Origin of the sequence: Pseudomonas sp. 2822-17, from assembly GCF_002742485.1 — a bacterium.
Classification (GTDB): domain Bacteria; phylum Pseudomonadota; class Gammaproteobacteria; order Pseudomonadales; family Pseudomonadaceae; genus Aquipseudomonas; species Aquipseudomonas cyclaminis.
This window is the reverse complement of sequence record NZ_LJRZ01000500.1, coordinates 51848-74950: the sequence shown is the minus strand read 5'-3', so window position 1 is coordinate 74950 and position 23103 is coordinate 51848. Positions and strand designations below refer to the sequence as shown.

Genomic DNA, 23103 nt, shown 5'->3' with positions numbered 1-23103 from the left:
CTTAACTGTTCCGCCCAAGGCATATTGCCATCATTTTTTGCGGGTCGGAGTTTTACCCTTGTCACGCGTGTCCGCTGTACGTTTCAGTCATTTTCTACCTTCGTTGCTGCTCTTGCTGGCCGGGCTCTCGGCTGCGTACGTCAAGGACCTCAACGTCTTCTTCACATCACTGTTCAACGTGTTGCCCACCTTGGTGCTGTTGCTCGGCGGTTCGTACTGCGCGGTGTATCGGCGCCAACGTGAGCTGTTTTTGATGATCACCGTGTACATCGCCTACTTCCTGCTCGATACCCAAACCGATTTCTATCGCGACAACGGCCGCGTGCGCGAAGACGCGGCGGTGGTGTTTCATCTGTGTTGCCTGTTGTTGCCGCTGCTGTTCAGCATCTACGCGCTGTGGCAGGAGAAAACCCATTTGTTCCGCGACTTCGTGGCCCGCTGCGCCGTGTTGCTGGCCATCGGCAGTGTGGCGCTGGCTCTGGAACAGAGTTTTCCGCAGGCGGTGCTGAACTGGCTGGCAGAGATTCGCTGGCCGGCGCTGCACGGCACTTGGATGAGCCTGATCCAGTTGTCGTATCCGATGTTCCTGATCGGTTTTCTCACCCTCGCCGCACAGTACTGGTACCAACCGCGCCCGCTGCATGCGGCGCAATTGGTCGGGCTGCTGGGGCTGTTCTGGATGTTGCCGAAGACCTTCATCCTGCCGTTTACCCTGAACATCATGTGTAGCCAGGTGATGCTGATGATTGCTGCGGGCGTGGCCCACGAGGCTTATCAAATGGCGTTCCGCGATGAACTGACCGGCCTGCCGGGGCGCCGCGCCCTCAACGAGCGCATGCAACGGCTGGGGCGCAACTATGTGCTGGCTATGACCGACGTCGATCACTTCAAACGCTTCAACGATACCCATGGTCACGACGTGGGTGACCAAGTGCTGCGTCTGGTGGCGAGCAAGCTGTCCAAGGTCAACGGCGGCGGGCGTGCCTATCGCTACGGCGGTGAGGAGTTCGCCGTGGTATTTGCCGGCAAGACCCTCGACGAGTGCATGCCGCACCTGGAAGAAATCCGCGAAATTGTCGCCAACTACGACATCAAGCTACGCAACGCGGACCGCCCTCATGACGATCAGCAAGGCCGTCAGCGCCGGGCGGGCAGCGGCGCGACGAGTGTGTCGGTGACCGTCAGCATCGGCGTGGCCGAGCGCCAGGCCGAGCAGCGCACGCCGGAAGAAGTCCTCAAGTCTGCCGACCAGGCACTCTATGCCGCCAAGGGCGCGGGGCGTAACTGCGTGATTGCCGCCGGGCAGACCCGCCGTGGCGCAGTGCGCATGGAAAGCGCTACCGGTTGAGTAATGGCGCTGTATTCAGCGGTTCTACAGTGATTGTTTGCGGCGTTCGCCAGCAGTAGGTTGAGACTATCTGCTGCCGGAGACATGACCATGCCTGAGTACAAAGCTCCCCTGCGCGACATGCGCTTTCTGATTGACAACGTGTTCGATTTCCACGGCCACTACGCCGCGCTGGGCGCAACCGACGCCAGCCCGGACATGGTCAGCGCGATCCTCGAAGAAGGCGCCAGATTCTGCGAGAACGTGCTCTCGCCGCTCAACCGCAGCGGCGATGAAGAGGGCTGCCATTTCGATAATGGCGTCGTTACCACGCCCAAGGGGTTCAAGGAGGCCTTCGCCCAGTACGTCGAAGGCGGCTGGCACGGTGTGGCGGCGGACCCGGCCTACGGTGGTCAAGGCTTGCCGCAATCCCTGGGTCTGGTGCTCAGTGAGATGATCGGCTCCAGCAATACCTCCTGGGGTATGTACCCCGGGCTGACCCACGGCGCCATGTCGGCGATCCACGCGCACGGCACCCCTGAGCAGAAAGACACCTTCCTGAGCAAACTCACGGCCGGCGAATGGACCGGCACCATGTGCCTCACCGAAGCCCATTGCGGCACCGACCTCGGCCTGATCAAGACCCGCGCCGTGCCACAGGCGGACGGCAGTTATGCAGTCACCGGCAGCAAAATCTTCATCTCGGCCGGCGAGCACGACATGAGCGCCAACATCATCCACCTGGTGTTGGCCAAACTGCCGGACGCGCCGGCGGGCACCAAGGGTATCTCGCTGTTTATCGTGCCCAAGTTCCACGCCGATTCCGGCGAGCGCAACGCGGTGCACTGCGGGTCCATCGAGCACAAGATGGGCATCAAGGCCTCGGCCACCTGCGTGCTGAACTTCGACGGTGCCAAGGGCTTTTTGATTGGCGAGGCCAACAAAGGCCTCAACTGCATGTTCACCATGATGAACCACGCGCGGCTGGGCACCGGCATGCAAGGCCTGTGCAACGGCGAGGCGAGCTTCCAGGGCGCGGTCAAATACGCCAACGACCGCCTGCAAATGCGCTCGCTCACCGGCGCCAAGGCTCCGGACAAGGCCGCCGATCCGATCATCGTGCACCCCGATGTGCGCCGCATGCTGCTGACCATGAAAGCCTTCAACGAAGGCAACCGCGCACTGACCTACTTCACCGCGCAATTGCTCGACACTGCGCACATGAGCAGCGACGCCGCTCAACGCCAGGACGCTGAAGACCTGTTGGCGTTTCTCACGCCCATCTGCAAGGCGTTTATGACCGACACGGGGCTGGAAGTGACCAACCACGGCATGCAGGTGTTCGGTGGTCACGGCTACATTCGTGAGTGGGGCATGGAACAACTGGCCCGCGATGCGCGGATTGCGCCGATCTATGAAGGCACCAACGGCATCCAGGCGCTCGACCTGCTGGGCCGCAAGGTATTGGGCAGCCAGGGCAAGTTGTTGCGCGGCTTCACCAAAATTGTGCATAAGTTCTGCGCCGCGAATGCTGAACATCCGCAGTTCAAGGCCTTTGTGGCGCAGCTCAATCAATTGAACGGAGAGTGGGGCGAACTGACCACCCAGGTCGGCATGGCCGCGATGAAAAATCCTGACGAAGTGGGCGCCGCTGCCGTGGATTACTTGATGTACAGCGGTTACATCATCCTCGCCTACCTGTGGCTGCGCATGGCGATCGCGGCGCAGGCCCATGACGATGTCGAGTTTGCCAAGGCCAAGCTGGCCACGTGCGAGTTCTACTTCAAGCGCCTGCTACCGCGTACGGCAACCCACCGCGCAGCGGTGAAAGCGGGCAGCGAATGCCTGATGAGTCTGCCGGCGGAGGCGTTTGCTTTGTAATGACTTAAAAATACCAATCAGTCACAAGTGGACCCTATGTGTCTGAAAAGTTGTTCGGGTACACTCGGAGCCTGTAAAACCGATCCTATCGAATCACTTTTCACGTTCCCACGAGGTTTGCCATGGCTGATTACAAAGCGCCGCTGCGTGATATGCGCTTCGTCCTCAACGAAGTTTTTGAGGTCGCCAGCACCTGGGCCCAATTGCCGGCATTGGCAGGCACCGTCGACGCCGAAACCGTCGAGGCGATCCTCGAAGAAGCCGGCAAGGTCACCGCCAAATCCATTGCCCCGATCAGTCGCAGCGGCGATGAACAAGGCTGCCGCTGGGACAACACAGCGGTGTTCACCCCGGACGGTTACCCACAGGCCTACAAAACCTACGCTGAAGGCGGCTGGGTCGGCGTCGGCGGCGATCCTGCGTTTGGCGGCATGGGCATGCCCAAGGCTGTGTCGGCGCAGGTTGAGGAGATGATCAACTCGTCGAGCCTGGCGTTTGGCCTGTATCCAATGTTGACGTCCGGTGCGTGTGTGTCGATCAACACCCACGCCAGTGAAGAACTCAAGGCGGCCTACCTGCCGAAGATGTATTCCGGCGAGTGGGCCGGGTCCATGTGCCTGACCGAGGCCCATGCCGGCACCGACCTGGGGATTATCCGTACCAAGGCCGAGCCGCAGACGGATGGTTCCTACAAAATCAGCGGCACCAAGATTTTCATTACCGGTGGCGAGCACGACCTCACCGAAAACATCATCCATCTGGTCCTGGCCAAGCTGCCGGATGCGCCGGCCGGGCCTAAAGGCATTTCGCTGTTCCTGGTGCCGAAGTTCATGGTCAACACCGACGGCAGCCTGGGCGCGCGCAACCTGGTGAGCTGTGGCTCCATTGAACACAAGATGGGTATCCAGGCGTCCGCGACCTGCGTGATGAACTTCGACGAAGCCGTGGGTTACCTGGTGGGCGAGCCTAATCGCGGGCTGGCGGCGATGTTCACCATGATGAACTACGAGCGTCTGGGTGTGGGTATCCAGGGCTTGGCGTCCGGCGAGCGTTCCTATCAGAACGCGATTGAATATGCCCGTGACCGCTTGCAAAGCCGTGCGCCGACCGGTGCCCAGGCGAAAGACAAAGTCGCTGACCCGATCATCGTCCACCCGGACGTGCGCCGCATGCTGCTGACCATGAAAGCCGCCAACGAAGGCGGCCGTGCGTTCTCCACCTACGTGGCAACGCAGTTGGACATCGCCAAGTTCAGCGAAGACGCCGCAGCCCGTGAACGAGCGGATAACCTGGTGGCATTGCTGACGCCGGTGGCCAAGGCGTTCCTCAGCGACCTGGGCCTGGAAACCACGGTGCTCGGCCAGCAGGTGTTTGGCGGCCACGGTTACATCCGCGAGTGGGGCCAGGAGCAATTGGTGCGTGATGTGCGCATCACCCAGATCTACGAAGGCACCAACGGCATTCAGGCCCTCGACTTGATGGGCCGCAAGATCGTGGGTAGCGGCGGGGCGTTCTACACCTTGTTCGCTGATGAGATCCGCCAGTTCATCGTTGAGTCAGGCCCTGGGTTGACCGAGTTCACTAAACCGCTGAGCGCGGCAGTGGATAACCTGGATGAACTGACGGCCTGGGTACTGGATCGCGCCAAGACCAACCCGAATGAAATCGGCGCGGCCTCGGTGGAGTATTTGCATGCGTTTGGATACATGGCCTACGCCTACATGTGGGCGCGTATGGCCAAGGCGGCGTTGGGCAAAGAGGCTGAAGAAGACTTCTACGCCAGCAAACTGGGGACGGCGCGCTTCTACTTTGCACGCCTGCTGCCGCGTATTCACTCGTTGAGCGCGTCGGTAAAGGCCGGGAGTGAATCATTGTTTCTGCTGGATGAGGCACTGTTCTAAGGGTTTGGAGGGCGTGTAAGCATTCTCTTACATGACGTGCTGCTATTCGTCCTCTATCGCCAAATTGGATCCACGGATAATCTACTTCACATGGACGTCGCGCAGGAAGCGCAAAGCAACAACACGGACACGTAGGATTCTGCCAGGACGGCGGAGTGAAATGGATGTCAGGGAAACAGTCTGCAAAGCCCCGCTTCGGCGGGGTTTTCTTTTGCCTGCGAAAAAGTCAGGCCGGCGCCTGCGGGGCATTCATCACGTCTTCGAGCAAGGTGCGCAACAACGCCACCGTCGCCTGTTGACGCTGCACATCACGGCAGACCAAGCCTACTTTCAGCGGCACCCGCGGTTCACTCAAGGGTTTCCACAGCAGCATCTGGCTGTTGTGTTCGTCCTGGGAGCGCCCCGGCAGCACGGTTGCCAGTTTGGTATGGGGCAGGCTGTCGAGAATCCCCACCATGGTATTGAGCTCAGCCTGTACTTGCGGTCGTCGCCCAAGATTGGCGAGCTGGCCCTGCCATATCTGCCTGATTTGAAACTCTTCCCCCAATAGCAACATTGGCAACTCGGCCGCTTGTTTCAGCGAGACTTTCTTGAATTCGCGCAGGGGATGATCGTCCGGGATCACCACTTTCAGCTCATCCTCATACAGCAGCACGCCGTGCAACCCCGGCTGACGCGGCGGCAGGTAACTGATGCCAATGTCCAGCGAGCCGTTGAGCAGCCGCCGTTCTATCTCAATCCCGGTGAGTTCATAGATCTGCACCACCAGGTGCGGCTGGGCCTTGCGCACCCGCTCAAGCATCTGCGGCACCAGGCTGGTGTGCACGGTTTGCAGCACGCCGATGGCCAAGGTGCGCAAGGCCTGGCCTTTGAAGTTGCGTAGCGCCTCGACAGCTTGCTGCATGCCATCGATCAACGGCAGCGCATGGTTGTACAGCGTGTGGGCGGCCAGGGTTGGCAGCAGACGCTTGCTGCTGCGCTCGAACAGGCTCACATCCAGGTTCTGCTCCAACTGGCGAATCTGCTGTGACAGCGCCGGTTGAGAGATCGACAGACGTTCGGCGGCACGGCCCACATGGCCTTCTTCATATACCGCGACGAAATAACGCAGTTGCTTGAAATCCATAAGACTTTCTTATCGAAAAAGCTGCAAAATCGAAATGGCCTGTGGCCTGTGAGACGCCTAGTCTAGCGCCTATTCGCAGGGCTTACAGGGCCGGATCGGGCAATGAACAGTGTTTGTGTTGATAGCGTTTACATAGGCAAGTCAAAAAATCCAAAGACAGTGTCGACACCAGGTTTGGTTGCTATCGGGACGGATCTGTGAACTTGTTCTCTATCCGCCGCCCCGCGCCAAGCCTGGACGATTTGGTCCTGGATGCGCCGCGCAATGATCCCTCCAGCGAATCCTTGATGCCCACGGTGGCGCGGCCGCAACACGTCTTTGTGCGTGGCCAGGGTTCCTGGTTGTGGGACAGTGACGACCGCGCCTATCTGGACTTCAGCCAAGGCAATGGCGCCAACAGCCTCGGCCACAGCCCGCAAGTGTTGATCAAAGCCTTGAGCGAACAGACCCACGCGCTGATCAACCCCGGCATGGGCCTGCATAACCGCGCCCAACTCAACCTCGTTGAGCGCTTGTGCCACCGCACCGGCAGCGACCAGGCTTATTTGCTCAACAGCGGCGCAGAAGCCTGTGAAGCGGCGATCAAGCTGGCGCGTAAATGGGGCCAACTGCACCGCGGCGGCGCCTATCGCATCATCAGCGCCAGCAACGGTTGCCATGGCCGCAGTTTCGCGGCGCTGGCGGCATCGGCCGGGACCTTGGAAAACCGTTTCGAGCCGCAACTGCACGGTTTCAGCCATGTGCCTTTCAACGAGCTGCCGGCCCTGCACGCTGCTGTCGATGCGCAAACCGTTGCCATCCTGCTTGAGCCGATCCAGGGCGCCAACGTAACCCCCGCGACCGAACACTACCTCAAGGGCGTGGAGCGCCTGTGCCGTGAACTGGGAATCCTGCTGATCCTCGACGAAGTGCAGACCGGCCTCGGTCGTTGTGGCACGTTGCTGGCCGAACAACAGTACGGCGTACGAGCCGACATCATCACCCTCGGCAAAGGCCTGGGCGGCGGCGTGCCTCTCGCGGCGCTACTGGCGCGTGGTAGCGCGTGTTGTTTCGAAGTGGGCGAACTGGAAGGTACCCATCACGGCAATGCATTGATGGCTACAGCCGGCGCGGCGGTACTCGACGCGGTGCTGGAACATGGTTTTCTTGAGCACGTGCGTGAATCCGGTCTTTATCTGGGCGAAGGCCTTGCCCGCCTGGCCTACCGCTACGAGCACGGCCAACTGCGCGGACAAGGTCTGATGTGGGGCCTGACGTTGTCGGATGATTCTGCCGATGCCGTGGTAAACGCCGCGCTGCAGGAGGGCCTGATCCTCAACGCCCCGCAACCTGACTGTCTGCGCTTTACCCCGGCGTTGACCGTGAGCAGAAGCAACATCGACGAAATGCTCCTGCGCCTGGCCCGCGCCTTCTCCCGCGTACGCACCGCACAACTGCAATGCCGCAAGGGCATCGCTGTTTAACCCCATTTTTCCTGAACCGTCTCGCGGTATACGCGGCGCCTCCAGCCTGATTCTTTTGGCTGGGGGCGTTTTTTTTTGTGTGAAATTTTTGGATTGAAAGCGTTGATTGATCGATTTTGAAAATAGTGGCTTTTTAGCGGGCGTCGGCAAGGACTGCCGATGGGGCGTGACGCTTTTTCGCGTGCTCCATTTCTAATCTGTACCACTGGGTGGTATGTTTTATAGGAAGGGATATCCATGAGGCTCAGGCTGTTTAAAACACGCAATTTCGCTGATGCGGCCAGCAAGGCCTGGATTTGTGATTTGGAGTTGAGTGAGGCATTCGGCGAAATGCTAAGAGGGCAAGCAGACAACCTGGGAGGCGGGGTGTGGAAAAAACGCCTAAACCAGAACAGACATCGGTCTATTGTCTTGGCCAAGGGCAGACATTTTTGGGTTTATCAGCTTCTGTATGCCAAACAGGATCAAAGCAATATCAGCCAGAAGGATTTGGTCGGGTTGCGTGCGATGGCGAAGAAATATGAAGATTTAACTGAATCGGATGTCCAGCAGCTACTGGACTTCAAGGAGTTTGTGGAGATACATCATGACCAGAAAATATGAAAGTGAAGCATTGGAGTCGGTTCATCAATCGGCCAAGGCGTTGTATTCGATTGGTGCGATCAGCAAGACCACCCTTCGAGAGTTCGACGAGATGTGCTTTGCAACTGCCCCCGTGCAAATCCCGGCCGAACAGATCAAACAACTGCGCGAAACCAACCATGTCAGCCAACCCGTATTCGCCCGTTACCTGAACACCAGCGCCTCCACGGTAAAAAAATGGGAGTCGGGTGAGAAACAACCCAGCGGCATGGCGCTCAAGCTTCTGAGCATCGTGCAAAAGCATGGATTGGAAATCCTGGCCTGAGGGTGGCCCAGTGCCAGATTCCACTGAACCCTCACGAGCGCCCAAGGTCGATTAGCTACACGGCTCACACGAGCCGATTTTTTGGAGCTGACCCATGGACATCATTCGTATCATCATCGCCATTCTGCTGCCGCCATTGGGTGTGTTCCTGCAAGTAGGCTTCGGCGGCGCGTTCTGGTTGAACATTCTGCTGACCTTGTGCGGTTACTTCCCAGGCATCATCCACGCGGTGTACATCATCGCCAAGCGCTGAGGCCGTTAGCCTTTGGCGATGAGCCGTGAGTTGCGCTCATTGCGAAAGGCCAGTTGCTCGATGGTCTGGGTGGCGTGTTCGGCTTCTTCCCGTGCCTGAAGGATGATGCCGTGCTGCTCGGACTTGCTGCACACCGGGTCGGCATTGCTCGCATCCCCCGTGAGCATGAAGGCCTGGCAACGGCAGCCGCCGAAGTCCTTTTCCTTTTCATCACATGACTTGCACGGCTCGGGCATCCAGTCGTAGCCGCGAAAGCGGTTGAAGCCAAACGAGTCGTACCAGATGTGTTGCATGCTGTGGTCGCGCACATTCGGAAACTGCACCGGCATCTGTCGGGCGCCGTGGCAGGGCAGGGCGGTTCCGTCTGGCGTCACGGTAAGAAAGATACTGCCCCAGCCATTCATGCAGGCTTTCGGGCGTTCCTCGTAGTAATCCGGCGTGACGAATATCAGCTTGCACGGATGGCCTTCGGCTTCGAGCTTGGCGCGGTATTCGTTGGTGATGCGCTCGGCGCGCACCAACTGCTCCTTGGTGGGCAACAACCCCACACGATTGAGCTGCGCCCAGCCGTAGAACTGGCAGGTGGCGAGTTCGACAAAGTCGGCTTCCAGCGCAATGCACAGCTCGATGATGCGGTCGATCTTGTCGATATTGTGCCGATGGGTGACGAAGTTCAGCACCATCGGATAGCCGTGGGCTTTCACTGCCCGAGCCATTTCCAGTTTTTGCGCGAAGGCTTTTTTCGAGCCGGCCAGCAGGTTGTTCACCTGTTCGTCGCTGGCCTGGAAGCTGATCTGGATATGGTCCAGGCCGGCCTTCTTGAAGTCGCTGATTTTCTGCTCGGTCAGGCCGATACCGGAGGTGATCAGGTTGGTGTAGAACCCCAACTTGCGCGCCTCGGCGATCAACTCCGCCAAGTCCTGGCGCACCAGCGGTTCACCGCCGGAAAAGCCCAACTGCGCGGCACCCATTTCCCGGGCCTCGCGAAACACCTTGATCCACTGTTCGGTGCTCAGCTCCTTGCCCTGCTCGGCGAAATCCAGCGGGTTGGAGCAGTACGGGCACTGCAACGGGCAGCGGTAGGTCAGTTCGGCCAACAGCCACAGCGGCAAACCGACAGCCGGTTTTTCAGGCAAGGGTGATCCAGTGCTCAGCACGGGCGACCTCCATGAATTGCTCAATGTCGTCACCCAGCTCAGGCACGCCGGGGAATTGCTGATCCAGCTCGGCGATGATCGCCGCCACGTCGCGCTCGCCGTCGATCAAACCGCCGATCAATGCGGCGCTGTCATTGAGCTTGATCATGCCCTCTGGGTAGAGCAGCACATGGCCCTTTTGCGCGGGCTCGTACTGGTAGCGATAGCCCTGGCGCCAGGTCGGTATTCTGCTGCGATCAAAGCTCATAAGGTGATCCCTTTATGCCAGACCCGCTGCTCGGTCACGCTGTGATACGGCGGGCGTTTGAGTTCGTAGGCCATGCTCATGGCGTCCAGCATGCTCCACAGGATGTCCAGTTTGAACTGCAGGATTTCCAGCATGCGCTCCTGGCCTTCTCGGGTGGTGTAGTGCTGCAGGGTGATCGCCAGGCCGTGCTCCACATCGCGGCGGGCCTGGCCCAGGCGGGTGCGGAAATATTCGTAACCGGCCGGGTCGATCCACGGGTAATGCTGCGGCCAGCTGTCCAGGCGCGACTGGTGGATCTGCGGCGCGAACAGTTCGGTCAGCGAACTGCTGGCGGCTTCCTGCCAGCTGGCGCGACGCGCGAAGTTGACGTAGGCGTCCACCGCAAAGCGTACGCCGGGCAGTACCAATTCCTGGGAACGCAATTGATCCGGGTCGAGGCCGACCGCCTGGCCCAGGCGCAGCCAAGCTTCGATGCCGCCGTCTTCACCGGGTGCACCATCGTGGTCGAGCAAGCGCTGGATCCATTCGCGACGAATCTCGCGGTCCGGGCAGTTGGCCAGGATCGCGGCGTCCTTCAGCGGAATATTGACTTGGTAGTAGAAGCGGTTGGCGACCCAGCCCTGGATTTGTTCGCGGCTGGCGCGGCCTTCGTACATCGCCACGTGGTACGGGTGATGGATATGGTAGAAGGCACCCTTGGCGCGCAAGGCGGCTTCGAATTCGGCGGTCGTCAACGGTGTGTCAGTCATATCGTCTGCTCCTACAATTCAATGCTCATGCCGTCGTAAGCCACTTCGACATTACGTCGCACCAACTCCGCGCGCTCGGGAGAGTCTTCATCGAGGATCGGATTGGTGTTGTTGATATGGATAAGCACCTTGCGCTGCTCGGGCAACTGCTCCAGCACTTCGAGCATGCCGCCGGGGCCGTTTTGCGCCAGGTGGCCCATCTCGCGCCCAGTTCGGGTGCCGACGCCACGGCGCTGCATTTCATCGTCATCCCACATCGTGCCGTCTACCAGCAGACAGTCGCTGCCGGCCATGATCTCCAGCAGCGGCGCGTCGACCTTGCCCAGGCCCGGGGCGTAGAACAGTTTGCCGCCGGTGCGCAGGTCTTCGACGATCAGGCCGATATTGTCGCCGGGGTGCGGGTCGAAGCGGTGCGGCGAGTAGGGCGGCGCAGCGCTGCGCAGCGGCAGTGGAGTGAAGCGCAGGTTGGGGCAGGCCGGGATGGTGAAACTGGCGTCCAGCTCGATGCGGTTCCAGGCCAGGCCGCCGTTCCAGTGGGTGAGCATGGTGAACAGCGGGAAGCCGGTGCTCAGGTCTTCATGGACCATGTCGGTGCACCACACCTGGTGCGGGCAGCCTTCGCGCAGGCTCAACAGGCCCGTGGTGTGGTCGATCTGGCTGTCCATCAGGATGATCGCGCTGATGCCGGTGTCGCGCAGGGCGCGGCCGGGTTGCATCGGCGCAAAGCCTTGCAGCTGTGCGCGGATATCCGGCGAGGCGTTGCACAGCACCCAATTCACGCCATCGTCGGAAATCGCGATGGACGACTGGGTACGTGCGTGGGCCCGCAGGCTGCCATCACGAAAGCCTGCGCAGTTCACGCAGTTGCAATTCCACTGCGGAAAACCACCGCCGGCGGCGGAACCTAGAATCTGGACAAACATGATTGCTCCATCACGCAAAGCTCAAAACAAAAACGCCCCGGGCGAACCGAGGCGTTGTATTACCCAGCGGATTAGCGGCTGGCGAAGTACATGGTGACTTCGAAGCCGATGCGCAGATCAGTGTAAGCAGGTTTGGACCAAGTCATATTCATACTCCTACGAAGGGATGGGACGTTTACTACCAAGTAATACATATAGTCCACCTCCAGTCGGAGATGTTCAGATGTGTGCGTAGGAATGTTACTCAATTCTTGGCAAGTTAGCGCTGTCTTGGTGGAAAAAGCCTGTTGCAGAGTTGGCAATGATCGACCTGCCGGCCTTCACACGTTCGAGGTTTGCGGGCCGTTGGCCACATAGCGCCAGCCTCCTTGGGCGTCGTTCAGTTGCTGGGCGGCCAGCAGCAGGTCCTCACGGCTGCGGCCTTGGATCAACTGTTGAAGATGAGTGAGATAAGCCGACGGATGGCCGGCCAGGTGTGCGTGCCACAGCAGTTCGGCGGCTTGGGCGACCGGCAACGCTTGAGGTGAAAACTGTTGGGCAAGGGCAATATTGTCCAGGTCTTCGCTGGTGCCGACCAATGCCGGCAGTTGGCCCAGGAAGGTGTTCAAGTGTTCAACGATGCCTTCCAGGGACACGCTGGGAGACTGCACGCCAAATAACAGGCCGGTCTGTCCGTTTATCTGTCGGACACCGCTGAGGACCGCGTAGCCCAACTGCAACTCGACCCGCAGGCGTTGGTAGAACGGCCCTTGGAGCAGGTGTCCCAGCAGTCGCCACGACGCTTCGTCGGCCAGGGACGGGCTCGGTGTCGGGCAAAACAGCAGCAAGGCGGCTTCAGGGGAATCGGTTTTTATCGCATGCCACACGCGTTGACCGCTGAAGGTTTGCTGAGGTGGTTCGAGGTGGGCAGGTTGGCCTGGCAGACGAGCGGCGGCGGCCTTGATCAGCGTTTCAGTCGCGGCGGGCAAACCCAGGCCCAGGCCATGCCAGCGTGCGGTGGCCCAGGATGCAGGCTGCTCACGTGTCTCGACATTGCCGTTGGCGCAGCACGAGGGCAGCGCCTTGAGCAACGCCCGGATTGGAATCATTGGCGCAGGGGCAATGACCGCCTCTTGCGGCAGGTTCAGGCTTTGCGCCAAGGCCTCCAGCACGGCTGGCATGGGCTCGTGCAGTCCGGTCATCGTCACCCGCCAGTCAGTGCCGGTGGTTTCGAAGGACACTTCAACGCCCGCCTGACGTGCACTCTCACGCAATGGCTGCAAGGTGTTTTCCAGCGCGGCAGCAACTGGCGCGTCGAACCGCCATTGCAGGTACAGCGCGCCTTCGTCGCTGTCATCCGCCAAGGCCTGGCTGAAGGCCAGCGCCGATACCTCGCGGCGACCCCGCGAGCGGTCCTGGGCAAAGGTGCGCAGGCCCCGGTGGGCGCTGGTTTGGCCGCGGATCAGGCCGGCGCGCTCTTCCTTGGCCGGTGGGCGCAGGAACGGGTTGGGCGGGGGAAGTTGCCAAATGTGCTCGGCGGGCGGCAGGTGCAGTGATTCAAGCAGGGCCTTGAGCGCGGCGATGTCTTGTTCACACAGATCTTCGCTGTCGTTTCGGGCCAATGCCAATGCGCCCTGGATCTGTTGTCGGCGGGCGTTCAGCAGCGCGGACTCTTCGCGAAGTGGCGTCCAGTCGCTGCGTGAGAAAAAGCTCAGCCAGTCGTGCAACAGCGCCTCAATCTGTGTCGTCGGTTTATCTGCGGTACCGAGCGTGAAGTCGATATCCAGCACGGCTTGTCCGGCGAAGTGATACAGCACGGACGCCTGCAGTGCACAGGCCAGTTGTTGTGCTTTCAACTCGGCGAGCAGCCCGCCCGGCGCAGAGGCGTTGAGCCAGGTGCAAAGGAAGTCCAGTGCTGCGCGGGGCGCGTCACAGGTGATGACGTGGTGCAGGTGGCCGTCTTCGGTGTGCTGATAACGCCGGGCCGCGCCTTGCATCAAGGCGGGTGGCGCAGCCTGTGGATGCTGCGGGCCAGAGATCAGATGCTCGCTGAATTGCTGCGCCATGGTTTCCAGCGTTTGCAACGACTGCGGGCCGGCGAGACTCAAGGTCATCTGCCCGCTCTGATAGAACTGCGCGTGGAATTCCCGCAAGGCTTGCTGAAACGCCTCACGCTCCACCGGCAGGCTGTCGCGGTTGCCTGCGTGAAAGCCACGCAACGGATGATCTGCCGCCAAACCTTCGACCAACGCCACCTGCTGTTGAGCCTTGGCGTCCTGGGTCCAGGCGACAAACTCGGCGTGCAGCACTTCGCGCTCGCGCAGTTGATCTTCCAGCGCAAGGCGCGGATGGGTGAGCATGTCTGCCAGCCGCTCCAGCCCATCCGTAAAGGTCGAAACCGGCAGCTCGAAGAAGAAGTCCGTGGTGCGTTCGCGGGTGCTCGCGTTCACCTGGCCACCATGGCGTTGTACGTAGGCCATCAACCCTTCGCCGGTGGGAAAACGCTCGGTGCCAAGAAACAACAAATGCTCAAGGAAATGCGCCAGTCCAGGCCAATCCAGCGGCACATCATGACTACCGGCAGCCACCCTTAACGCTGCGGCGCAACGCTTCAAACGTGGCGCATGGCGCAGGGAAACACGCAGGCCATTGGCCAGGGTCAAATGAACGGGATAAGGGTGGGCCGGGGCAGGCATGGGCACTTCCAGAACGGGGCAAGTGCCTATGCTAACAAACCCGTTGGGTCAGGGCTTGTGCAGCGGGCCGTAAAGCTCGGGGCGACGGTCTTGCAGGTAGTGATTGGCGGCGCGGGCATTAAGGATCGATTGGTGATCCAGCGTGCCAACAATCAAGGCTTCATCCAGCCCCGCCTGGGCGATTCGCTGGCCATCCGGCGCGGCGATGCTGCTTTGCCCGCAATACTGAATCTCGCCTTCGTGCCCGCAATAGTTGGCGTAGGCCACGTAGCACTGGTTTTCAAAGGCCCGCGCCCGCACGGTGACGTCGGCAACAAAATCGAACGGCACCATGTTGGCGGTGGGTACCAGGATCACCTCTGCCCCGGCCAGGGCCAGGCGTCGGGTGTTTTCCGGGAACTCCAGGTCGTAGCAGATCAGGAATCCCAGCTTCCACCCATTGAGCTCCACCAGTGGGAAGTCATCGTCGCCGGCGCTGAACATCGAATGGTCCAGATCCCCGAACAGATGGGTCTTGCGGTAGTTGCACAGGCGCTGGCCGTGGGCGTCGATCAATTGCACGGCGTTGTAGATCTGCCCATTCTCGGCCCGCTCCGGATAACCGTACAAAATGGCCAGCCCGGCAATTTTCGCGATGTCTGCGATGATCTCGGCAGACTCGCCATCCTGTGCTTCGGCCAAGGCCCCGACGGCTTCTGCGCCGATGTTGTAGCCGGTGAGGAACATCTCCGGCAGCACCAGCACATCGGCGTCGGTCGCTTCGTGTGCAAGCCGACGCAGGCGCTTGAGGTTGCCCGCTACGTCCAACGGCAGCGGCGGGCATTGGTACAGGGCGACACGCATGGCGTAACTCCTTACTCGGCCAGGGCGATTGGCCCGATTTCATCGAACACATCACCGGGGCCGGGGTTCTCGGCGTGAGTGCTGCCGCCGAAGTGGGTCATGATGCCCCACACTGCGTTCAGCGAGGTTTGTACGGCGCCTTCCACCCACGCAGGGGTCCAGGAAACGTCGTCGCCCGCGATAAAAATCCCACGCTGTTCGGCGGGCATGTCCTTCTGCATAAAGTGCGCGTACATCCGCTGGTTATAGCGGTAGTGGCCAGGCAATGCGCCTTTGAAGGCACCGAGGAAATGCGGATCCGCCTCCCAGGACACGGTGATCGGATCACCAATGATGCGCGCCTTGATATCGACTTTCGGGTAGATCTTGTTCAAGGCATCCAGGGCCAGTTTTACCCGCTTGTCGATGGGCTGCGGAAGCATTTTCAGCGCGTCGCTCATCCACGAGTACGACAGGCAGATCACCCCTGGTTTGTCGTCGCCGTTGTCGAACAGGTAGGTGCCGCGAGTGAGGCGATCGGTGAGGGTCATGCTCATCAGGTCGCGGCCGGTTTCCGGATCTTTGTCTTTCCAGAAGGGGCGGTCGACCATCACGAAGGTTTTCGACGATTGCATGTAGCGCGTGCGGTCCAGGGCCATCCACATCTTTTGCGAGAACAGGGTTTCATCGCATTCGATCTGGGTGGTCAGCAGCCAGCTTTGGCAGGTGGTGAGCACGGCGGCGTATTCACGGGTGTCGCCATAGTTGTCGGTCACCGCGAAACGGCCATCTGCGGCGTGGGCAATTCGCTTTACCCCTGCGCGAGGTGCGCCGCAGTGCAGTGAGCTGAGGCTGGTACCGGCCGGCCAGTGGGCGCAGCGCTCTGGCACATGGCGCCAGATGCCCATGGGCACCTGGGCCACGCCGCCGACCACCAGGTGTTGGTGGTCGTCGCAGTTGGTCATCACCACCCGGAAGATTTCCAGCATCGAGTTGGGGAAATCCGAGTCCCAGCCTCCGGTGCCGAAACCGACTTGGCCAAACACTTCACGGTGATGGAACGACAGCTTGGCGAAGGCCTTGGAGGTGGCGACGAAGTCGTAGAAGGTGCGGTCGTCCCACAGCGGTACCAGCTTGTTCCACAGTGCTTTGAGGCGCGGCACGTCGCGGTCGCGAATGGCTTGCTGGATATCGCCGAACTGCGAGCCGGCTTCCAGCGCGTCGGCCCAGGCGTCGGCCACTTCCTGGAACAGGGCAGGCAAGTCAGACAGCTTTTGTGCGTAGTGGGTCTGGCCTTCGAGGTCGATCACGGTACTGCCGGAGGCCGGCGTCAGCGGGTTGGGGAACGGTTTGGTGTCCAGGCCCAGCTTATCCACATAGTGGTAGAAGGCGGTGGATGACACAGGAAAGCGCATGCCGCCCAGCTCGGCGATGATGCCTTCGGCGCCTTCGAAGGCCTGGGAGCGCAACCGGCCGCCCATCTTCGAGGCTTCGTACACCACGGGTTTGAGGCCCAGCTTCATCAGTTCGTAGGCGGCGACCAGACCGGCGATGCCGGCGCCGACGATGGCAACTTCGGCGCCATGGTTGGCGGCGGGGATACTGCCCAGGCCGGCGGGGTGCTCGATCCAGTCATCAAAGGCAAACGGAAAGTCCGGGCCAAAGATGGTGATGGGTTTTTTACCGTCTGCCGGATGGCGATTGGTCTTGCTGAGGGTGCTGGACGGAATGCTCATGGCTGACCTTACTGGCGACTAGGCGGAAGGAACCCGCTGAGTATAGGAAAAGATGGCAGCCAGTTTAGGGAGCGTTGCGCTCGTTAATAAGACGCAATGTGTCGTCAAAATGGACTGTTTTCAGTCGAAGTGACGAGTTTGACGGTCAGATTGGTTGGCCGCGATCCAATTTGTTACTTAGGATGATCGAGGTGGTGGTTTTTTCCACACCATCGACACTGCCGATCTGGTCCAGCAACTGATCAAGCTGCTCCGGGGAGTCCGTGCGCAGCCAGGCCACGTAATCAAACTCGCCGCTCACCGCGCACAACTGCTGCACTTGAGCCATGGCACTCAGCCTGCGCAGCACTTCTTTGCCTGAGCGTGGTTGCACGGTGATGCCCACGTAGGCCTGCAAACCACCGTCTGCCACACGTTGCCCCAGGCGCACGCCGTAACCGGTGATCACCTGGGTTTTCTCCAGGCGTGCGAGGCGCGAAGTCACGGTGGTGCGTGCGATCCCCAACTGCCGGGCAAGCATGGCCACGCTTTCGCGGGCGTTGATCTGCAGCGCGGCGATCAACTGGCGGTCGATTTCATCTAGGACAGGCAAGAGAGGCTCCATTTCGGGCGGCAACAGCCACGCATGTTACAGGCTTGTATCGGCCAGCAGGCAGCGGGCGAACAGCTGCGGGACCGGCAGATGCCGTTGGCTGTAGCGACTGAGCAGGATGATCTCACGGTAAAACGTCAGGCTGCCCAGGGGGATTGTTCTTATTTCAGGCGAACGCTCCAGCCACAGGCCCGCCTGGGGGATCAGCGATACGCCAAGGCCACATTCCACCATCTTGACGATGGCCTCCAGCTCGTCCAGTTCCAGTGCGACCTGTACATCAATTTTCTGCTCGCGCAGGAACCGGCTCACCAACCGACCGCCAAACGATGCGCGGTCATAGCGGACATGGGGGTGGCTGCTGAGCAACTGCACAGGATCATCGCCAGTCATTGTGTGCGGCACGACCAGCACGAACGGTTCCTTGCGCAGCACCTGCACGTGCAATTCCTTGGGCAGATCGAACGGCGGGCGAATGATGATCGCCGAATCCAACTCGCCGGCATCTACCTGGCTCAACAACTCCAGGGACACTCCAGGGACCAACTTGCACTCGACCGTTGGCGCAGCCTGGCGCAAACGCACCAACGCCTGTGGCAGCAAGCCGGTCTGGGCGGTGGTGATGGCACCGACTTTCAACTCGCCCCGATATTCATCGGCGTCCACCGGCACCGCCATGCGGTTGAACGTTTCAATGATTTCCTTGGCCAATGGCAATGCGCGCAAACCCGCCGCATTCAGCGTGGCCTGACGCCCGGTGCGATCGAACAACTGCACCCCCAGCGTCTGCTCCAACTGCCGAATCTGCGCGCTGACCGCCGACTGTGTCAGGCCGCCATGCATGCCCGCCGCCGCGAACGTGCCATGGCGGGTTACGGCAATAAAGGTCTTCAATTCACGCAGCATAGGGCCTCGATTCATCGAAATAATTTGAGCTCGGCGCAAAAACTATCGTCTTTTCATCGGCTGAAGCAAGGCTAAACTCGGGGGACTTAATGCCCACAGAGGTTTGACCTGATGACACTCGCGCCTTTTCACCTGGCAATTCCGGTATACGACCTCGCCGCTGCGCGGCATTTCTACGGTGAAGTCTTTGGTCTTGAAGAGGGGCGTTCCAGCGAACACTGGGTAGATTTCAACTTTTTCGGGCATCAGTTGGTCATTCACGAACACCCGAAAACCGCCTCCCAGGAATCAGCCCACACCAACGCGGTAGACGGCCACGACGTGCCCGTGCCGCATTTTGGCGTGGTGTTGGGCTGGGAAGACTGGCATGCCTTGGCGGACCGTCTGCAGGCCAGGAAAACTCGTTTTGTGCTGGAACCGCACATTCGCTTCAAAGGGCAGGTGGGGGAGCAGGCGACGTTGTTTCTGTTTGATCCGTGCGGGAACGCGCTGGAGTTCAAGGCATTCCGGGATATTGGGCAGTTGTTTGCGAAGTGAGACTGCCAGACACACAAAAGCCGCGCAATGCGCGGCTTTGAAGTTGGTGGGCCCACACGGACTTGAACCGTGGACCAAAGGATTATGAGTCCTCTGCTCTGACCAACTGAGCTATAGGCCCTGTAACAGGTCGCGGATTATAACGATGGTTTCCCCGCTGTGCCATCCGAAAAATCCTCAATGTGCATGCGAAGGAAGGTCGCGGCAAAAAGCTCCGGCGGCAGCGGCAGGCTGACGATGTAGCCTTGCATCTGTTCGCAGCCTTCAGCGGCCAGGAAGGCTTGCTGGGCGGGGTTCTCCACGCCTTCGGCGATGATGGTGAATTGCATGCTATGCCCCAGGGCGATGATGGCGCGCACGATGGCGGCATCGTGGGGGTCATCGGGCAGGCCACGGACGAAGGATTGGTCGATCTTCAGGAAATCCAGCGGCAGGCGTTTAAGGTAGCTGAGGGATGAGTAGCCGGTGCCGAAGTCATCAATCGCCAGTTGCACGCCCAACTGCTTGAGTTGGTACAGCACCTCCAGTGCTTCCTCGGCCTGGCTCATGATGAAGTTTTCCGTGATCTCCAATTGCAGGTGGCCGGGGTCGAGGTGGTAGTCGCGCAACAGTTGTTCGATGCGACTCAGCAAGCCGGGATGGCGCAACTGCGCGCCGGCGAGGTTGACCGACAGCGGGCCGAAATCTTCGAAGGTGCCCTGCCAGGCGTACAGTTGTTGGCAGGCCTGTTCCAATACCCAATCGCCAATTTGCAGGATCGTGCCGTTCTCTTCGGCCAGGGCAATGAAGTGTTCGGGGGGTACTTCGCCAAAGGCGGGGTGGTGCCAGCGAATCAGGGCTTCGGCGCCGATCAGTTCGTGTGTCACCAGGCTCAGCTTTGGCTGGTAATACAGGCTTAGCTCTTTACGTTCGATGGCTCGCCGCAGTTCGTGTTCCAGTGCCACACGTTCGTTGGCCTGGGCCGTGAGGTCGCGGGTGTAGCTTTCGACCCGGTTACGCCCCTTGGCTTTGGAGCGGTACATCGCGGCGTCGGCATTCTTGACCAGGGTGGCGACGTCCGTACCGTCCTGCGGATAGAGGCTTGTGCCGATGCTGGCGCTGATGAAGAACTCGTGCTCGCCAGCCTGGAAGGGCGGGGTGAAGCAGGCCAGCAGCTTATTGGCCAGGTGCTCGGCGTCGCTGGCGTGTTGCAGGCCGGGCAACAGGATGATGAACTCGTCGCCGCCCAGGCGCGCGACGGTGTCGATGTCTCGCAGTTGATCCTTGAGGCGCACGGCGATGTCTTTGAGCAGCAGGTCGCCGATCGGGTGGCCGAGGCTGTCGTTGATGTGTTTGAAGCGGTCCAGGTCGAGGAACAGCACGGCGCCCTGTTTACCGGTTTCCTGATGACCGTTGAGGGCGGCCTGCAACCGATTTTCAAACAGCGTGCGGTTGGGCAGGCCGGTCAGTGGGTCGTGGTGCGCCTGATAGTCGAGGCGTGCCTGGGCCAGTTTGAGGCTGGAGATGTCGGCAAACACCGCCACAAAGTGGGTGATTAGTTGATCGCGGTTACGCACGGCGCTGATGGTCAGCCAACTGGGATACAACTCACCGTTCTTGCGGCGGTTGGAGATCTCGCCTTGCCAATGGCCATGGGCCGTCAACTGGTGCCACATGGCGGCGTAGAAAGCGCTGTCATGCTGGCCCGAGGCGAGCAGGCGAGGTGTCTGGCCAAGCGCTTCGGCTTCACTGTAGCCGGTGATTTCGCTGAAGGCGCGGTTGACGGCACTGATGTTCTGCCGGGTGTCGGTGATCAACACGCCTTCGGCAGTGCTTTCGAAGACGGTGGCAGCCTGTTGCAGTTTTTCCTGCATCTGCTGGCGCTCAGTGATGTCGCGGGCGATGGTGAGCATGCAGTCTTCATCGCCGATAGGCAGTGGGCGACTGGACAATTCACAGAGACGTATCAGGCCATCGACGCGACGGATATGGCAGACAAAGTCGCGGACAAACCCATCACGCTGCATCAACTCCAGCATGTGTTTGCGCTCGTTAAGGTCCACCCAGATGCCAAGGTCCAGGCTCGATTGGTCAACCGATGTGGCGCTGGTGTGGCCGGTCAGGCGGCTGAAGCCTTCGTTGACCTCAATCAGCAGACCGTCGCGTTGGCGGCTCAGCAGCAAACCGTCGGGCGAGGCGTGGAAGGCTTTGGCGAACTTCTCTTCGGAGGTTTGCAGCAGTTGCTGGGTTTCCTTGAGTTGGGTGATATCGCGCACCACCACCACGATGGCTTCAGTCGTATCCAACTGGAAGGGTTCTGCCGAGATAAGACCGGTAAAGGCTTGGCCGTTGCTGCGCAGGAACGGCATTTCAAGGTTGCGGATACTGGTGGTCTGGACACGTTGCAGCAGCTCGGGGCCGATGCCCGGGATGCCCCATATTTCCAGCTCTGTACCGGTTTTGCCGATCACCTCCTCAGCAGTCAGGCCGATTTGATCTTCGAAGGCTTTATTGACCTCCAGCAAGCAGCCATCGGATAGCCGTGCAATCACCAGAATGTCCGGGCATTGCTGGAACACCGAGGCAAATTTCTGTTCGGACAATTGCAGCGCTTCCTCGGTGCGCTTGGCCTCGCTGATATCAATCATCAGGCCGCGCAGCACAGGCTCATGACCGTGTTCGATCAGGCTGACAATGTCGCGTACCCACAGGCAGCGGCCGTCGGCGGTAATCACTCGGTAATCAACACTGTGGTCGCGGCTGGCACGGGTTTCGCGGTGGCAATAAGCTTCGGCACGTATGAGGTCGGCCGGGTGAATGATGTTGCGCCAGAAGCCCGGAATCAGCCAATGAGCGCGTGGGTAGCCGAGCAAGTCTTCCGCGTGGGGCGACACGTAGCTGTAGGTGAAATCGGTGACATTGGCTTCCCAGGCGATGGCGGACAAGCTCTCTACCAGGCCGCGATAGTGGTATTCGCTGCTGCGCAATTCTTGTTCGAGAGCGACGCGGCGGGAAATTTCCGAACTCAGCCGACGATTGATCCGAATCACGATGGCCAATACGCTGCACAGCAGCAGTACGGCGGGCAGGCCGTACATCAGCAGGTCGTTCCAGAAGGTGCGGTTATCCGTGAACTTCCCCACCCAATGCTGCTGGATCGCGTCGGTTTCCTCCGGGCTGAGGTCGGCCAGGACTTTATCCAGGATGCCCACCAGCATTTTATCGTCCCGTGGTACGCCCATCGCCAATTGATAGCGGTAAGGGGTTTCGCCGCTGACGTAAAGGCCATCGAGTTTGAGTTCGCGCAGGCTCCAGACGCTGGACGCCAGGTCGCTGACCACGGCATCCACTTCGCCGGTCGCCAGGGCTTGCAGTGTGGAACTGACGTTGGGCAGTGCGACCAGGTTAAGGTCGGGATGGTGGGTACGCAGCAACTCGTGAGGGGCGTAGTTTTCCACCACCGCAACCTTCAGGCCGTAAAGATCCTTGAGGTTGCGCGGTCGTGCTCCGCCTTCGTGGGCAAGAATCACCATCGGGAAGTCGATGTAAGGCCGGGTAAAAGCCAGATAGCCCTGGCGTTCCGGGGTCGACATGATGCTGGCGATAAGATCGAGTTGGTTGTTTCGCGCCATCTCCAATACAGCGCCCCAGCTCGGCGGTTCGATTATCTTGACCCTGACGCCCAGGCGGTCCTGGATCAGGCGCACGTAATCTGCCGACAAGCCTTGGTATCGGCCACTGTCATCACGGTATTCGAAGGGTGGCCACGAGGCGTCCACGCCAAGTCTCAGCTCCTGATGGTCCGCCAGCCAGCCACGCTCATCATCAGTAAGAGTCAACGCGCCAGCCGTTGCGGTCCAGTTCAGCAGCGACAGCAGTATCACGGTCGGCAATCTGGGCATAACGGTCTCGTTATGGCACG

The 23103-nt window shown here is 60.2% G+C and carries 20 protein-coding genes and 1 tRNA gene; 8 read left to right on the top strand and 13 right to left on the bottom strand.

Going from position 1 to position 23103, the window contains the following annotated elements; genetic code table 11:
• The first annotated feature begins 58 nt into the window (after positions 1-58).
• From AOA60_RS18750 to AOA60_RS18740, 3 genes are all read left to right on the top strand, one after another.
• Positions 59-1348: a diguanylate cyclase gene (locus AOA60_RS18750; protein ID WP_099585698.1), complete on the top strand. Its 1290-nt coding sequence runs from the start codon at positions 59-61 to the stop codon at positions 1346-1348.
• Between the two features lie 90 nt (positions 1349-1438).
• Entirely contained in the window at positions 1439-3208 is a 1770-nt protein-coding gene (locus tag AOA60_RS18745; RefSeq protein WP_099585697.1) for an acyl-CoA dehydrogenase C-terminal domain-containing protein, read from the top strand.
• A 122-nt stretch (positions 3209-3330) separates the two neighbouring features.
• The gene (locus tag AOA60_RS18740; RefSeq protein WP_099585696.1) at positions 3331-5109 is read left to right on the top strand and encodes an acyl-CoA dehydrogenase C-terminal domain-containing protein; all 1779 of its coding nucleotides are present in this window, start codon (positions 3331-3333) and stop codon (positions 5107-5109) included.
• A gap of 226 nt (positions 5110-5335) precedes the next feature.
• Here AOA60_RS18740 and AOA60_RS18735 read toward each other — a convergent pair whose 3' ends face one another.
• Positions 5336-6235 carry a LysR family transcriptional regulator gene (locus tag AOA60_RS18735; protein WP_099585695.1) on the bottom strand — a complete coding sequence of 300 codons (900 nt, stop codon included), beginning with the start codon at positions 6233-6235 and terminating at the stop codon, positions 5336-5338.
• A 197-nt stretch (positions 6236-6432) separates the two neighbouring features.
• On the opposite strand from AOA60_RS18735, the gene AOA60_RS18730 reads away from it, so the two are divergent.
• The 4 genes from AOA60_RS18730 (at position 6433) to AOA60_RS18715 (ending at position 8858) form a co-directional block, all read left to right on the top strand.
• Positions 6433-7698: an aspartate aminotransferase family protein gene (locus AOA60_RS18730; protein ID WP_099585694.1), complete on the top strand. Its 1266-nt coding sequence runs from the start codon at positions 6433-6435 to the stop codon at positions 7696-7698.
• A gap of 237 nt (positions 7699-7935) precedes the next feature.
• On the top strand, positions 7936-8301 hold the full coding sequence (locus tag AOA60_RS18725; protein WP_099585693.1) for a type II toxin-antitoxin system RelE/ParE family toxin: 366 nt from the start codon (positions 7936-7938) through the stop codon (positions 8299-8301).
• Positions 8285-8605, top strand: coding sequence for a DNA-binding transcriptional regulator (locus tag AOA60_RS18720; RefSeq protein WP_099585692.1), 321 nt, complete (start codon positions 8285-8287; stop codon positions 8603-8605). Before AOA60_RS18725 ends, AOA60_RS18720 begins: the two co-directional genes overlap by 17 nt.
• A 94-nt stretch (positions 8606-8699) precedes the next feature.
• Positions 8700-8858: a YqaE/Pmp3 family membrane protein gene (locus tag AOA60_RS18715; RefSeq protein ID WP_003194776.1), complete on the top strand. Its 159-nt coding sequence runs from the start codon at positions 8700-8702 to the stop codon at positions 8856-8858.
• A gap of 5 nt (positions 8859-8863) precedes the next feature.
• Here AOA60_RS18715 and pqqE read toward each other — a convergent pair whose 3' ends face one another.
• The 10 genes from pqqE to AOA60_RS18665 form a co-directional block, all read right to left on the bottom strand.
• Positions 8864-10015, bottom strand: coding sequence for a pyrroloquinoline quinone biosynthesis protein PqqE (gene pqqE, locus AOA60_RS18710; protein ID WP_162633356.1), 1152 nt, complete (start codon positions 10013-10015; stop codon positions 8864-8866).
• A complete protein-coding gene (gene pqqD, locus AOA60_RS18705; protein WP_099585690.1) occupies positions 9987-10262 on the bottom strand; it encodes a pyrroloquinoline quinone biosynthesis peptide chaperone PqqD in 276 nt (91 codons plus the stop codon). Before pqqD ends, pqqE begins: the two co-directional genes overlap by 29 nt.
• The gene (gene pqqC, locus AOA60_RS18700) at positions 10259-11011 is read right to left on the bottom strand and encodes a pyrroloquinoline-quinone synthase PqqC (protein WP_099585689.1); all 753 of its coding nucleotides are present in this window, start codon (positions 11009-11011) and stop codon (positions 10259-10261) included. The genes pqqD and pqqC overlap by 4 nt, the downstream gene beginning before the upstream one ends.
• A gap of 11 nt (positions 11012-11022) precedes the next feature.
• A complete protein-coding gene (gene pqqB / locus AOA60_RS18695; protein ID WP_099585688.1) occupies positions 11023-11934 on the bottom strand; it encodes a pyrroloquinoline quinone biosynthesis protein PqqB in 912 nt (303 codons plus the stop codon).
• 71 nt (positions 11935-12005) lie between these two features.
• Positions 12006-12080 (bottom strand): pyrroloquinoline quinone precursor peptide PqqA, encoded by a 75-nt coding sequence (pqqA, locus tag AOA60_RS18690; RefSeq protein WP_003194766.1) that lies wholly within the window; start codon positions 12078-12080, stop codon positions 12006-12008.
• Between the two features lie 174 nt (positions 12081-12254).
• Positions 12255-14609: a pyrroloquinoline quinone biosynthesis protein PqqF gene (gene pqqF, locus AOA60_RS18685; RefSeq protein ID WP_099585687.1), complete on the bottom strand. Its 2355-nt coding sequence runs from the start codon at positions 14607-14609 to the stop codon at positions 12255-12257.
• Positions 14610-14657: 48 nt separating this feature from the next.
• Positions 14658-15452 carry a carbon-nitrogen hydrolase family protein gene (locus AOA60_RS18680; protein ID WP_099585686.1) on the bottom strand — a complete coding sequence of 265 codons (795 nt, stop codon included), beginning with the start codon at positions 15450-15452 and terminating at the stop codon, positions 14658-14660.
• An 11-nt stretch (positions 15453-15463) separates the two neighbouring features.
• Positions 15464-17167 carry an NAD(P)/FAD-dependent oxidoreductase gene (locus AOA60_RS18675; RefSeq protein ID WP_099585685.1) on the bottom strand — a complete coding sequence of 568 codons (1704 nt, stop codon included), beginning with the start codon at positions 17165-17167 and terminating at the stop codon, positions 15464-15466.
• A gap of 145 nt (positions 17168-17312) precedes the next feature.
• Positions 17313-17759: an Lrp/AsnC family transcriptional regulator gene (locus tag AOA60_RS18670; RefSeq protein ID WP_032883895.1), complete on the bottom strand. Its 447-nt coding sequence runs from the start codon at positions 17757-17759 to the stop codon at positions 17313-17315.
• Positions 17760-17795: 36 nt separating this feature from the next.
• Positions 17796-18665 (bottom strand): LysR family transcriptional regulator, encoded by an 870-nt coding sequence (locus tag AOA60_RS18665; protein WP_099585684.1) that lies wholly within the window; start codon positions 18663-18665, stop codon positions 17796-17798.
• A 111-nt stretch (positions 18666-18776) separates the two neighbouring features.
• Between AOA60_RS18665 and AOA60_RS18660 the strand changes: the two genes are divergently transcribed.
• Positions 18777-19202 (top strand): VOC family protein, encoded by a 426-nt coding sequence (locus AOA60_RS18660; protein WP_099585683.1) that lies wholly within the window; start codon positions 18777-18779, stop codon positions 19200-19202.
• A gap of 44 nt (positions 19203-19246) precedes the next feature.
• Here AOA60_RS18660 and AOA60_RS18655 read toward each other — a convergent pair.
• Positions 19247-19323, bottom strand: a tRNA-Ile gene (locus AOA60_RS18655).
• Positions 19324-19339: 16 nt separating this feature from the next.
• Positions 19340-23083, bottom strand: a complete 3744-nt coding sequence (locus tag AOA60_RS18650) for a bifunctional diguanylate cyclase/phosphodiesterase (protein ID WP_099585682.1) — start codon at positions 23081-23083, stop codon at positions 19340-19342.
• Positions 23084-23103: the final 20 nt, after the last annotated feature.

Excerpts from the sequence above, each read along its gene's own strand:
- AOA60_RS18715 (WP_003194776.1), top strand. The coding sequence starts at position 8,700 with ATGGACATCATTCGTATCATCATCGCCATTCTGCTGCCGCCATTGGGT.
- AOA60_RS18740 (WP_099585696.1), top strand. The coding sequence starts at position 3,331 with ATGGCTGATTACAAAGCGCCGCTGCGTGATATGCGCTTCGTCCTCAAC.
- AOA60_RS18735 (WP_099585695.1), bottom strand. The coding sequence starts at position 6,235 with ATGGATTTCAAGCAACTGCGTTATTTCGTCGCGGTATATGAAGAAGGC.
- AOA60_RS18675 (WP_099585685.1), bottom strand. The coding sequence starts at position 17,167 with ATGAGCATTCCGTCCAGCACCCTCAGCAAGACCAATCGCCATCCGGCA.
- pqqB (WP_099585688.1), bottom strand. The coding sequence starts at position 11,934 with ATGTTTGTCCAGATTCTAGGTTCCGCCGCCGGCGGTGGTTTTCCGCAG.
- pqqC (WP_099585689.1), bottom strand. The coding sequence starts at position 11,011 with ATGACTGACACACCGTTGACGACCGCCGAATTCGAAGCCGCCTTGCGC.
- pqqD (WP_099585690.1), bottom strand. The coding sequence starts at position 10,262 with ATGAGCTTTGATCGCAGCAGAATACCGACCTGGCGCCAGGGCTATCGC.
- pqqF (WP_099585687.1), bottom strand. The coding sequence starts at position 14,609 with ATGCCTGCCCCGGCCCACCCTTATCCCGTTCATTTGACCCTGGCCAAT.
- AOA60_RS18725 (WP_099585693.1), top strand. The coding sequence starts at position 7,936 with ATGAGGCTCAGGCTGTTTAAAACACGCAATTTCGCTGATGCGGCCAGC.
- AOA60_RS18680 (WP_099585686.1), bottom strand. The coding sequence starts at position 15,452 with ATGCGTGTCGCCCTGTACCAATGCCCGCCGCTGCCGTTGGACGTAGCG.
- AOA60_RS18720 (WP_099585692.1), top strand. The coding sequence starts at position 8,285 with ATGACCAGAAAATATGAAAGTGAAGCATTGGAGTCGGTTCATCAATCG.
- AOA60_RS18660 (WP_099585683.1), top strand. The coding sequence starts at position 18,777 with ATGACACTCGCGCCTTTTCACCTGGCAATTCCGGTATACGACCTCGCC.
- AOA60_RS18745 (WP_099585697.1), top strand. The coding sequence starts at position 1,439 with ATGCCTGAGTACAAAGCTCCCCTGCGCGACATGCGCTTTCTGATTGAC.
- AOA60_RS18665 (WP_099585684.1), bottom strand. The coding sequence starts at position 18,665 with ATGCTGCGTGAATTGAAGACCTTTATTGCCGTAACCCGCCATGGCACG.
- AOA60_RS18650 (WP_099585682.1), bottom strand. The coding sequence starts at position 23,083 with ATGCCCAGATTGCCGACCGTGATACTGCTGTCGCTGCTGAACTGGACC.